Source organism: Magnetovibrio blakemorei (assembly GCF_001746755.1).
GTDB classification, from domain to species: domain Bacteria; phylum Pseudomonadota; class Alphaproteobacteria; order Rhodospirillales; family Magnetovibrionaceae; genus Magnetovibrio; species Magnetovibrio blakemorei.
Genome location: NZ_MCGG01000055.1, coordinates 81,251 through 94,348 on the forward strand (window position 1 = coordinate 81,251; position 13,098 = coordinate 94,348).

The 13,098-nt window shown below is 52.0% G+C and carries 10 protein-coding genes; 5 read left to right on the top strand and 5 right to left on the bottom strand.

The annotated features are described in order from the left end of the window. Position 1 precedes the first annotated feature (1 nt). The 3 genes from BEN30_RS14320 to BEN30_RS14330 form a co-directional block, all read right to left on the bottom strand. Complete coding sequence (locus BEN30_RS14320) at positions 2–3,130, bottom strand: efflux RND transporter permease subunit (RefSeq protein ID WP_069959008.1); 3,129 nt, start codon at positions 3,128–3,130, stop codon at positions 2–4. 3 nt (positions 3,131–3,133) lie between these two features. Continuing rightward, entirely contained in the window at positions 3,134–4,273 is a 1,140-nt protein-coding gene (locus BEN30_RS14325; protein WP_069959009.1) for an efflux RND transporter periplasmic adaptor subunit, read from the bottom strand. Between the two features lie 63 nt (positions 4,274–4,336). Further along, a complete protein-coding gene (locus BEN30_RS14330; protein WP_069959010.1) occupies positions 4,337–4,921 on the bottom strand; it encodes a PadR family transcriptional regulator in 585 nt (194 codons plus the stop codon). Positions 4,922–5,286: 365 nt separating this feature from the next. Between BEN30_RS14330 and BEN30_RS14335 the strand changes: the two genes are divergently transcribed. From BEN30_RS14335 to BEN30_RS14345, 3 genes are read left to right on the top strand one after another with little or no spacing between them, the layout of a single operon-like run. Next, a complete protein-coding gene (locus BEN30_RS14335) occupies positions 5,287–6,096 on the top strand; it encodes a substrate-binding periplasmic protein (RefSeq protein WP_084005603.1) in 810 nt (269 codons plus the stop codon). Further along, complete coding sequence (locus BEN30_RS14340) at positions 6,093–7,208, top strand: substrate-binding domain-containing protein (protein WP_069959012.1); 1,116 nt, start codon at positions 6,093–6,095, stop codon at positions 7,206–7,208. Before BEN30_RS14335 ends, BEN30_RS14340 begins: the two co-directional genes overlap by 4 nt. Positions 7,209–7,212: 4 nt before the next feature. Continuing rightward, positions 7,213–9,468 (top strand): bacteriohemerythrin, encoded by a 2,256-nt coding sequence (locus BEN30_RS14345; protein WP_084005604.1) that lies wholly within the window; start codon positions 7,213–7,215, stop codon positions 9,466–9,468. A 39-nt stretch (positions 9,469–9,507) separates the two neighbouring features. Here the strand turns inward: BEN30_RS14345 and BEN30_RS14350 are convergent, their stop codons facing one another. After that, complete coding sequence (locus BEN30_RS14350; protein ID WP_069959014.1) at positions 9,508–10,077, bottom strand: hypothetical protein; 570 nt, start codon at positions 10,075–10,077, stop codon at positions 9,508–9,510. 71 nt (positions 10,078–10,148) lie between these two features. Continuing rightward, positions 10,149–10,511 (bottom strand): DUF1491 family protein, encoded by a 363-nt coding sequence (locus BEN30_RS14355; RefSeq protein WP_069959015.1) that lies wholly within the window; start codon positions 10,509–10,511, stop codon positions 10,149–10,151. 71 nt (positions 10,512–10,582) lie between these two features. On the opposite strand from BEN30_RS14355, the gene BEN30_RS14360 reads away from it, so the two are divergent. Then, positions 10,583–11,002: an HIT family protein gene (locus BEN30_RS14360; RefSeq protein ID WP_069959016.1), complete on the top strand. Its 420-nt coding sequence runs from the start codon at positions 10,583–10,585 to the stop codon at positions 11,000–11,002. Positions 11,003–11,154: 152 nt separating this feature from the next. After that, entirely contained in the window at positions 11,155–13,098 is a 1,944-nt protein-coding gene (locus tag BEN30_RS14365) for a sensor histidine kinase (RefSeq protein WP_069959017.1), read from the top strand.

The following is a 13,098-nucleotide window of genomic DNA, read 5'->3' on the forward strand; positions in this document are numbered from 1 at the left end:
GCTAAGCTGGGGTGATCTTTCGCGCCTGCCACCACGTGGCAACATTCGCCCGCAGCATCAACATTGCGGGGGTTAAAATCAACGTCAAGATCGTCGCAAATCCCAATCCAAAAACGATGGAAATGGAAAGCTGCACCCACATCTGATTTGCCGGCGCGTCGATGACAATGGTTCGACCGATGAAATCGATGCCGATGTTCATGGCCATGGGCAACAACCCCAGCATGGTCGTCACCGTGGTCAGCAAAACCGGACGCAGCCGCTGCGCACCCGTTTGCATAATGGCTTCGCGGGTATTAGAGGTGGTCTGCTTCAAACGATCAAAGGTATCGATCAGAACAATGTTGTTGTTCACAACAATGCCCGCCAGCGCAATCACACCAATCCCCCCCATCACAATGCCGAACGGTTGCCCGGTGATCAGCAGGCCGATAAATACGCCAATGGTGGACATCACCACGGCAGACAAAATCAACAAGCTGGAATAAAAACTGTTGAATTGAGTGACCAAGATAATCGCGATGAGAAACAGCGCCACCCCAAACGCCTTCACCAAAAAAGCTTTGGCCTTATCTTGTTCTTCGTCTTCCCCCTTAAAGCGGATGGAAATGCGGGGATCTAAATCGGCGGCGGCAATATAGGCCTGAATGCCTTTCACCACCGCATCCGCCAACACCCCTTCCACCACATCGGCTTTTACCGTCACCACGCGTTTCACGTCGGTGCGGCTGATGGTGCCAATTTTGGCCTGTGGTTCCATGGTGACGAAGTTGGCGATCGGCACTTGTCCCGCTGGCGTTTGAACCCGCAAATTTCTCAGCTGATCCAAATTGCGATACGATTTTGGAAAGCGCGCGCGAATGTCTAACTCTTCATCTGTATCCGTGGGTCTGTATGTCCCCAGTTTAATCCCCGACGTGGCCAAGCGAACGGTGCTGCCGATCGACGACACATTGGCCCCAAACTTAGACGCTTGGGCGCGATCGACATCAAACACCCAGTCGATGCCGGGCAATGGCAGGGTATCTTCGATGTCTTTCAAATTTGCATTTTTGCTCAACTCGGCAACGATGTGCCAGGCTGTCGGTTCCAGCAGTTCGGGATAGCGCGATGAAATTTCGATCTGTACCGGCTTACCCACCGGCGGACCACCTTCACGCTTCGCCATGTTCACGATGACGCCGGCAATGGGTCGCGTGCGTTTGCGGATTTCATCCAAAATCTGATCGGCCTTGGGGCGCTTGTCCCAATCGTCAAATTCCAAAAACACCGTACCGACAATATCTTCTGCCGCTTCGCCGGTGGGGTTGGAGCGGGTCCGGGTGTAGACCGTTTCGATGCCCCCGACTTGCAATATTTCCATCTCGATTTCGCGCATCAAGGCGTCGCGTTCCCAAATCGATAAATTCCCCCGCGCCCGAACCTGAACCTGAGCGGTGCTGGGTTCGGTTTTGGGAAAAAACTCAATCCCATTTCCAAACAACCCATAGATCAGCAACACACCAACCAGAGTGGCAAACGCCGCCAGCGAAACCCATACCGGGTGTTTCAGGGCTTTATCCAACATGTTGAGATAGGTCTGGGTTATCACGCCAAGATGCTCGGCATCGCCGACCTTGAGGACTTGAGCGCCTTGGGGATTAACCGTGTTGGCTTTGCCAATGTACGCCCCCAATGCCGGAACGAACACCAACGCCATCAACAGCGATGCCGACAAGGTGGCAATCAGCGTGATCGGCAGGTACTTCATAAACTCCCCCACCACACCGGGCCAAAACAACAACGGTAAGAACGCTGCCAGCGTGGTCAAGGTGGCGGCGATGATCGGCCCTGCCATCCTTTTGGCCGCAAGCGCATATGCTTTTTTACGGTGTAAGCCCTCAGACATTTTTCGATCAGCGTATTCGGTCACCACAATAGCGCCATCCACCAACATGCCGACGGCCAACACCAGACCAAACAGAACCACGATGTTCATGGTCATACCCATGGCGTTCAGCACCAACACGCCGGTCAAGAACGAACCCGGTATAGCCACGCCCACCAATCCGGCAGAGCGCAATCCCAACGCAGCCACGACCACGATCATGACCAACAGCACCGCACTGATGACCGAGTTTTCCAGGGTAGAAAGGCGCTCTTTGATATCTGTCGACTTGTCTTGAGCATAGGTGACGTTAACGGCGTTTTTTAAACCATCGGGCCAAGACGCACGCTCATTCTCGACCAGCGCACGCACCTTGGACACGGTTTCAATCAGGTTCTCACCTGAGCGTTTGGAGATTTCCAACGTCACCGCACGAGCACCGTTGATACGGGCAAAGCTGGACGGGTCCTTGAACGCGCGTCGCACTTCACCGATATCGCCCAAGCGCACCACCGCATCGCCATCAACGGTGACCGGCAAAGCCATGATATCGCGAACGTCCTTCAGCAGCCCCGGAACCTTGAGGGTAAAACTACCCCGTCCCGTATCTTGAGCGCCTGCCGCCACCAATTTATTGGAGCTTTTCACATTGGCGATCGCGGTGTCGGGGCTAAGGCCGTAGCTCTCAACCTTGACCGGGTCGATGAGGATTTCCACCATCTCGTCCCGAGTGCCCGTCAGTTGCGCTTTCAAAACCGGGGTTAAACCTTCCAGTTCGTCTTTTAAGTCGCGCCCCAATTGAAGCAAGGCCCGTTCCGGCACGTCGCCCGACAAGCTCACGACCACAATCGGGAACTCTGAAAAATTGATTTCTTCGATGACGGGGTCTTCGCTGTCCGCTGGCAGATCGGGTTTGGCGTCATCGACTTTTTCGCGCACATCCGAAAGGGCTTGCTTAACGTCGAACCCGGCTTCAAATTCCAACACGATGTTGGCTCCGCCCTCGTAGCCCTTGGCACGCATTTCTTTGAGCCCTTCGACCGAGCGCAGTTCCAATTCCAAGGGACGGATGATCAGGCTTTCACTGTCTTCAGGCGAAATGCCTTCGTGGACAACGCGCACAATGACCAGCGGGATATTGATATCGGGCTCCGCTTCTTTGGGGATTTCAACATAAGCAACGCTGCCCGCAATCAGCAACAGCAATAACGTTGATATGGTGGTGCGGGCGTGATGAAACGCCAGGTCGATAATGCCCTGCATGGCTTAGTTTCCTTCGCCATTGAGGACGCTGTTGGGGGCGGCGTTAACGTCGCTCATGGTTTTCAATTCCCCCTCAACAACGCTGACGCTTTGACCCGGCGTGACGAATTCTTGCCCAACGGTGATGATGCGCGCCTCATGGGGCAGTCCCGTCAGCCAGATGCCGTCCTCTGTATCGGAAACCATTTCGACGGGGTGAAATTCCACGACGTTATCCCCATTCACCGTTTTGACACCGACCGCCCCAACGTCGTTCAAGGTCAACAGGGCTGGTGATATGTTGTGCGCGACCACCTGGTGCATGGGCAGGTGCAGTTCCGCCGTCATGCCTTCCGACACCGACTGATCGGGCACGGGTATGGTGACTTCGACGCTAAAAGTACGCGTTAAGGCGTTGGACGATTTGGCGATAAAGCTGACGGCCCCCTCCAGGACCCGTTGGTCCGGCAAACGCACGTGGGCCGCGCCGCCCAACTCGATGGCATGGATGTCGCGTTCCGCCACCTCGCCGATGGCCAACATGGTGGTCAAATCGATAACCCGTGCCACAATGGCTCCCTCTTTGTCGATATAATCTCCCGCTTTTAAGGGCAGTTCATCAACGATGCCGCTGAACGGAGCCGTAATGGTGGCATTTTTGAGATCTCGCTCGATCCCCGACACTTGCGCCCGTGCAGCTTCCAAGTCCGCTTTGGCTTGGGCCACGTTGAGTTGGGAGCCGTAACCGCCCTTGCTGAGTTTTTTGGTTGAATCGTACGCAATTTTCCGCTGTTCAAAACGCGCCCGCGCTTCGGCCAACAGCTCCGGTCGGTTTTCGGAATCGATTTTCACCAACACATCGCCTGCGTTGACTTGTGCGCCTTTTTCAATCGTGATTTCAGACACCCGGCCAGGCACTTCGGCTCGCACGGAGACAGCTTTGTCGGCTTCGATACGACCCAAAACAGACAGGGTGCGAATATGGTCTTGGCTCACGACCGTGCTGACGCGCACGCGTGTCAGAGTCGCGTCTGCGGGGGCGTCTGCGGGAGCTTCACCCGTCACCGCTTGGGTGGCATCATCATTGAACACGCCAGACACCATCCACACCCCGGTCAGAAGGGCAATGGCTATGGCAATTTTATGTGATTTTTCAAGACGCATCGGTTTTTTCCTGGGCTTTGGCAGCACTCTAAAAGGTCGTCATATTGAACATGCGGCGAGAACTCATTGGTCCTCCTCCCTCTGTTTATCCAAGCATTCGCGCAGGGCTTCCATATCCCGCCAACCTTCCCCTTTGGGCGCGCTCAACAACGCTTCGCGGTTGCCGTCCATATACTTCAAAACACCTTCGGAAAAGGCCAAGCCGTATCCGCGAACAAATCGACGTCCGCGCGACACCCCCTCGTTATCCAAACTTTTAATCTTGTCGACAATGGTCCGGTGCAGTTCGGCATAGGCATCAAAAACATCTGCCAAATGATCGTCTTCCATTTGGTCGGCAAAAAACATCATGAAGAGCGTTTCGGATCGCACCCGATCCATTTCCGGGTTTTTTTTCAACGCGGCGCGAAAAGCCTCCAGTCCCATTGGAGAAATGGCATAGATTTTTTTATCGGGTCTGCCATCTTGCGCTTGAACCGTACACGTCACGTCACCGCTTTTGAGCAGTTCGGCCAAGGCTGGATATATGGAGCCATAACTGGCTTGATAAAAGTACGCGAACCGCCCTTCTTCAAACATTTTACGGATTTCATAGCCGCTGGCATCGCCAAGGCTCAACACGCCCAGACACAAGGTCTTCACGTTCATAACTCAAACTCCGCAGGTGCTGCAAACACACAAGAACACAGCCCCAAAAATGAAAAGGAGAGCGTGCCCAGACACTTCAATATATCAGCCATTCATATATCAGACCGATATATGAATAACAAGCTCAGTTCTGCTCATATCGGACCTAATGGACCAGATGGAGCCTGCATTTCGCCTGGTCGCGACTTCAAAAATTGACCTACGCATAAATGTTGGTTTTACAAACGAGATAAAAATTACACCCACAACATCCATTTTTCCTAATATAATAGAATGAAACTAAACTGTTATGTCAGAGACCTGCATTCTAAAGTTTGCAGATAAAAAATTACCCCCTCATGACATGAAATTGGAATGATACTTAAATGTCTTTATTGTTAATCGTCAATTTCTGCCGACGCGCCCCTATCCTAACAAAGGGTGTGACGTTTGCGCTCTTGCTTTTGCTCAATGCTCATGAAGTTTCTGCCACAGATTTGATAAAAGTCGGCATCTATCGGTTCCCCCCATTTGTGGATTTTAATGCGCTCGGCGAACCCGAAGGCCTGTCGCTGGAGATGCTGAAACGCTTGAATGAGATTCAAGACGACTATCGGTTTGAACCGGTCGTCACATCACCCGGTGCCCGTTATGCGGACTTTTCAGCGGCACGGTTCGACATGATGATCTTTGAAAACATCAATTGGGGTTGGACACAGCGCAAGTTGCCAATCGTACAAACACCCGAATTCATGTCCGGAGGGGAACGCTACATCACTTTGGCCCAACCGGGCCGAACGCAAAACTATTTTGACGATTTATCCAACAAGACGATTGCCTGTATTGTCGGTTATCACTATGGCTTTGCCGGTTTTAAGGACGATCCCGGTTATCTGCGCGAAAAGTTTGGTGCCCGCTTGGTGCGCAGAGCCGATGAGCTTATCCTTGCCCTCTTATCCGGTCATGCCGACATAGCCGTCGTCACGGAAGCCCTGCTTTTCAAAAACTTTGCCGACACCCCTGGATTGAAGGGCAAAATTCTGGTTTCAGACCGTTACGACCAAGTGTATTCTCACCGTGTTGTTTTACGAAAGGGCATAGCCCTGAGCGTTGCGGATATGTCTGAGTTGATGGATCGCATGGTGACCGACCCCGCGTATTTGTCTTTAATCGAAAATTACAGGGGCGAACCATGAGCATCTATTTCAAGTCTGCATGCGTTGCTCTGCTCTGTGTGCTGTGTCTTTCAACAGCCTCTGCCCAAACGCTTCAAGACTATTGGACTGTTGATGAATACGTCACGCAGAACCCTAACCAAAAGGACCTGATGGAAGACCTCTCAAAACGGGTCCGAGAAGCTCCCCAGCCGTGGACAAGACATCTCAAATCTCCAGTCAAAATTGCCGCCGTATATCCGGCCCTCCAAAGCTCCGATTATTGGCGACGCAGCCTTAAATCTTTTGAGCAGCGGATGGAAGACATTGACATTCCGTTTGAAACCCAACTGTTTGCATCAAGCCCGAGTGACTCCTTAGAGGTTCAAAGGCGGCAACTGACCGAGGCTTTGTCTTGGGATCCTGATTACCTCGTCTTCACCTTGGATGTGTTGCGTCACCAGAACATGATCGAACGTGTGCTTTTGCGGGGCAAGCCAAAGCTGATTTTGCAAAACATGACGACGCCACTGCGCAATTGGGAGGACCACCAGCCGTTTCTGTATGTCGGATTTGATCACGCCTTAGGCACGCAGAAGCTTGCCTCTGAATACATTCGCCAAACCGGTGGCAACGGCAAGTATCTGATGCTGTATTTCACCCGCGGATTCGTCAGCACCATGCGGGGCGATACGTTCCAGAATTACGTTTCAAAACACTCAGACATGACCATGGTGGACAGTTACTTCACCGATGGCGATCAAGAAAAGGCCCACAAGAGCGTCTTAGACGCCATAACACGCAACCCGAACTTAAGGTATTTTTACGCCTGTTCTACGGATGTGGCACTTGGTGCCCTTAAGGCTCTTGATGAATTGGGTCTGACCAACGAGGCACTGGTCAATGGATGGGGTGGCGGCGATGCGGAATTGAGTGCCCTCAAACAAGGAAAACTCGATTTTACGATTATGCGCATGAACGACGATAACGGCGTGGCCATGGCGGAAGCAATTAGAATGGACCTGAGCGGCCAAGAAACTCAGGTTCCAACGATCTTCTCTGGCGATATGGAGCTTATCACGCAACAAACCTCAACTCAGCACATCAACAATCTTATCGCTCACGCCTTTCGATATTCCGGGATACCCAAATAATCTTATGTCCTTACGCTTTAGTTCACTGGTTATACTGATCCTTTTACCCGGTCTGGCTTTGATGCTGGGGGCCTTGTTCTTTATTGGTCAACGCAGTTTTGAGCATGTCATAGACATGCAGACCATTCGGGATTTTGAACACACCCGAACCCTTATGGCGTTGATGGTTGATGATCGGCTGCAAAGCGGCGCACAAGAAATGGATAGCAGCGTACGCTCGTCAAACATTACAGCAGCCGTGGAAAATGACAATAAGGCCGATGTCCGAAAAATATTAAATCAAATTCTGGAATCCAGATCCGGCAATTTATTTGATCGCCTCGTCGTCGAACGGGAGGCGGATCACACCTGGACCAGTGTGGACATGAGCTTCAATTCCAGCGCGCACTGGTCTCCTCGTCCACGCACGGAGACTTGTGGTTCATGGAACCATCAACTGCAAAAATTAAACGGAATAACTTGGCATTCATTGGTCTACTGTACCGAGATCGTGTCTCAGATCAGCGGCCGCGTCCTTGGTCGGTTGCATGGTGGGTTGGTTCTGAACGAAAACATTCCTTTGCTCTTGGACATAGGACATGCCATCGGTGTCGATAATTTGGCCTTGCGTGATGGGAACGAAATCATCTCCGCTCTATCCCATTTTTCATCGGACGGGACCGTCAAGACCATTTCACAACACCCCTCATTGACGATCAAACGCCAGAATGAAAACGTCTTTGCATCGTTTCCCTTTGCCCACCCTTCTCCGGGAACAAGGTCATGGCAGACCTCCTTAGAGGTGGTTGCCGTGAAGCAGGCCCCACAATTTGGGCAGATGGTTGACGCTTTGATGAAGGATGCTTATTGGGCTGCACTGGCGGTGCTGATTTTAGGTGGCGTGACGACCCTCATTCTGCATCGTGCGATTGGCTCATCCCTTGGTAAACTGATGCAGTACGTTGAAGCGGTTCGCGTCGGCCAGCACAAATCAAGAGCACCTTCCAGCACCATTGCCGAAGTCAATGAACTTGGCTTTGTCCTTGACGACATGGTCCGAACGCTGCGGCAATCTGAACAATCCCTCATATTGACAAAAGATGAAGCGGAAAAGGCCAGCAAAGCCAAATCAGAGTTTTTGGCCTCTATGAGCCACGAATTGCGCACCCCCCTCAATGCCGTTCTGGGGTTTGCCCAAATGCTTCAATACGACCCACAATACCCTCTGTCTGACTTACAGAATGAACGCGTCGAATACATTCTGAGCGGCGGCCACCATCTTTTGAGTCTGATTGATGAAATCCTTGAATTGGCGAAAATTGAGGCGCATCAACTCACCATTTCCCTTGATGAAGTCTCCGCCAGGGAGGTCATCGTAGAGTGTGTCTCTTTGGCGACATCGCTGAGCCTTCAACACGAAATCAGCATTATCAACAACACCTTCACAAACCTGGATGCCACCTTGCTCACAGACCGGATACGGTTCAAGCAGGTTCTCGTCAACCTGTTGTCCAACGCGATTAAGTTCAATAGTCCAGGCGGCACTGTGACAATCGATGCTGAAGAAACACCAAATGGTTTTTTGCGCCTGTCCGTCAGCGATAGCGGAATTGGTATTGCCGAAGCGGATCGTGATAAAGTCTTCCAGCTATTTCACCGTCTGGGCGCGGACCCTGCAATTGCGCGCGAAGGAACCGGAATTGGCCTGACGATCACCAAAACCATTTTGGATCATATGGCGGGCAGTATCAATTTCATCAGTAAACTGGGCCAAGGCACGACCTTCTGGATTGAGTTGCCATTGTCGTCAAACAACAATGTCCTCATCTGGAGTGAAGCGATGATCACAGGGGTCGAAGCCATCGACAAAGACCATCGTGTGCTGATGAAACTTTTGAACAAAATTACCCGCGACACCGTTGGCCGCACCGACATCGGTGACATCGTCGACAAACTCGTTGACTACACGCACTTTCACTTCAAGCGTGAAGAGACCATCATGGAAGTCTGTGCTTATCCCGGGTTGGAAGAACACCGCGCCATTCACAAATCCATTGCCGCCAAGGTCGATCAACTCGCCATCAAGTGGCGCGAAAAGCCAGAGCCTGAACTTTTGGCACACCTGCACAAATTTCTGCGTGATTGGCTGTTCTCCCACATCATCCTTGAGGACACCAAAATCGAAGGGCTCGCCAAAGGCAAAAAACGTGAGATTAAGCACGCGCTCGACATGCTCTCGTCCGTAGAAGGAAACAACCTGGATGTATTAAACAACGACTAAAACGGAGCATGAAACGTCATGAAGATCGCCCCACCCGCTTTATTCGGGGGGAAGCTTGGTTCGGGCACGATAACTTTCCGCGTCGCCATACTCATAAAATTCATAGTAACGTTGATGAACGCCCTTAACGCGGCGGGCGTGTTTGATCGGGCACCATCGCTTTTCCGTTCGGCTGGCAATTTCCCTGGCAAAAGCAATAATCCCGTTAGCATACCCACAGTACGCGCAATTCAATTTTTCCACACCGTTCAAGTACGCTAGATGGTGGCGATCAATGACGACGAAGTCCGCACGGGGCACACGCTTGATGCCGTAAATGGGAAAGCATATCCATTGAAACAAACACAGCGACACATCAAGCAGCACCAACGGCACCACCAGAGCATAAATCACGGGGGCTGCGATGACGTTGAGAAGAGAGGACTCTCGCCAAAAGGCCAAAAGCCCTTTGCGCATTGCCAAGTGACGGGCTCGAACTTCTTGCTCAAACCTGACTTTGCGCCGTTCCAATTGGTAATGAAACTGGGCGCGCTTGACTTCATACTCCTGCTCCAAATCGTTTTGCAGGGTCTTGATTTTATCGATAATCTCAACAATCGCTTCGTTCATAGCAAAATCCTTTTCATACGACGAGCAGCATACGCCCATCCGCATAAAAAAGATTGTATTCTAAAAGCTGCTTATGACCTGGGTTTTTGGCGCAAAGGCTCTTGCCCATCGGGTTTGTACTGCCCTTGGGCATCTTCAATTTCAATCACCCACAAATCGGTGTCGATTTGAAGTTCCCGGGCGATATAGGCGTCACACGACGCCTCAGACTCAGGCTCTGACCCTCCCGCAATCACGGTCCAAACGCGCTCCCCATCATCGTTAAAGCGCCGCCCCAACAATTCGCACCCCCGCCCCAACCTGTTCACCTTAATCAGCACCAGGCCGGCATCTGGGTCCCCCCGGCGCACCACCACGGCAGGCAAAAATGCCATATCACACAGGCGCAATTGCGCCTTCACCCACAATTCGCTTTTGACGCGCGGTTCTGTCATCTGGCATTGTCCTCATTGTGCATTCAAGGCCATACTGCCCGCAAACAGCCGCAAACCAAAGAGATGATCGCATGAGCACACCTGACTTCACACTCGATCCCCGGTTGGTCAAAGACACCGTCCCCATCACATCCTTAAAGATCTGTCAGGTGTTGTTGATGCAGGACAGCAGCTATCCGTGGCTCATATTGGTGCCAAACATCCCCGATTTGCGCGATATCGATGAATTGAATACGGCACAACGCAATCAGGTGATGGCGGAAATCGATCTCGCCAGCAAAGCCCTGAAAACGCTTTTTGCACCCGATAAGATGAACGTCGCCAACCTGGGCAACATCGTCGAACAGCTGCACATCCACATCATCGCGCGTTATAAAACGGATCTCGCATGGCCGGGACCGGTGTGGGGGAAGCGCCCGCCCGTCGCGTATGAGGCCCAAGCCCTCGACGCCCTGGTCGAAAAGCTGCGCACCGCATTGACGATTGCATAAACGGTATCGAGCACACTGTTCAGATCAAATCCGTTCGCGTATTGTTGCGTTCAACCATTGGGGAACATCCTGTACAAAAGTCGGGTATATGACGTGAGCACTCGTATCATCACATCAATCAACCATCCACAGTTGGGGGGTGTATATCTTTCATGAGCCATCCCTCATTTCTCAACTTGCGCACGATCCGCACGCTGCCCATCCGAACGAAACTCTCGTTATTGTCCATCTTGGTCGTGGTGTCTTTGTCTGCAATTGTGTATCTGAGCTGGTATCGGGATGCGTCGCTGCGTCAGATGAACGAAACCCGCATCGCCATCATGTCCATGGACATGCAGCTGCTGAACCTTCGGCACACTCAAAATGATTTCGTCAATCTGTTTGAGCCGCGCTACCGTGAAGACTTCAGCACCACATTTGAGCATTTTGTGGAAAGTATCGAAAACCTTAAAGACCGCTTTTGGGCGTTGGACTTGCCCATTGATACATTGGAGCATTTGGTCGTACTCACCAGCGACTATCAATACTTGTTCGAAGTCATGGCCGAGCTGCAAACCAAAATCGGTCAAGATCATACTGAAGGGCTCCGCAAACGTCTTGCTATCGCCATTGCCGACATCGAGGCTGAGCTGCAAAATGTCCCCAATGGGGACAGCACTCGGCACATTTTGAATTACCAATTGGCCAAACTGCAAATCTTCACCAAAGACCTCCTGCTGCACAAGCAGATTGAAGACGTTGAACGTTTTGAAGACAACTACGCCGGAATCATGCTGGATGTACGCCGTCTGGTTCAAGACGCGGATGTACGTCAAAGGCTTGAGGTGGCCCTGTCCACATACCGCCTCACGTTCTTGGAATTGGCCCATGTATCCGTCGAAGTCGGACTCGATTTCAAACACGGCCTGCGCGCTGATATTGAGCGCACGGTCAGCGCCGCAGGGGATGCGCTCACCCGTCTCACCACCGAAGTGAACACCGCAATAGATCGCCAGGAACAAAACCTCTACATCCTCATCAATTCGATTGCCGCGGCGTTCTCGCTGGTTTTTCTGATTGCACTGATCTTCTTGGGACGTTCGATCTCCATCCCGATCCGCAGTGTCACCAGCGCCATGACCAAGTTGGCCGATGGTGATTTACAAGTGGAAATCCCGGATCGGCCCCGTCGCGATGAAATCGGCGACATGTTTCGTGCCCTTCGGATCTTTAAGATGGGCGCAATCATCCGTCGCCGCACCCAAGAAGAACTCCGCAAAGCCCACGACGAATTGGAAGATCGGGTTATGGAGCGCACCAAAGCGCTTTTTCAAGAAGTCGAGGAACATCGACAGACCGAAGCCGATCTTCAGCAGGCGCGCGAACTGGCGGATGCGGCCAATAAAGCAAAATCGCAATTTCTTGCCAACATGAGCCACGAATTGCGCACCCCTTTGAACGCCATCATCGGCTATTCCGAGATGCTTCAAGAAGATGCTAGCGACCTAGGCTATGCCCTCATCACGCCGGATTTAGAAAAAATCAACACCGCCGGACGGCATCTGCTCAGCACCATCAACGAGATCTTGGACCTGTCGAAAATTGAGGCTGGGCATATCGATATCTCCGTGGAGGAATTCTCCATTCAAGAGGAACTCAATACCGTTGCCGATACCGTCCAACCGCTGATCGACATCAACGACAACGAACTGATCGTTCACTGCGCACCCGACTTAGGACAGATGGGGACCGATCTCACACGGTTTCGACAGATTTTGTTCAATTTTCTGTCCAATGCCGCTAAATTCACGCAAAATGGCACCATTACCCTGACAGCACGGCGTGAACCGAAAACGGATATGGACTGTATGGTTTTTAGCGTTTCAGACACTGGCATTGGCCTCACAGAGGACCAATTGCAGCGCATCTTTGATCCGTTTATTCAAGGGGATGCATCGACCACCCGCAAATATGGCGGAACCGGGCTTGGGCTGACGATTAACCGTGAATTTGCTCGCCTGTTGGGGGGGGAAATTCACGCCGAAAGCACGCCAGGTGCAGGAGCAACATTCACCGTCCGCCTGCCCGCCTACATTGACGACAAGCTGGACATCTGA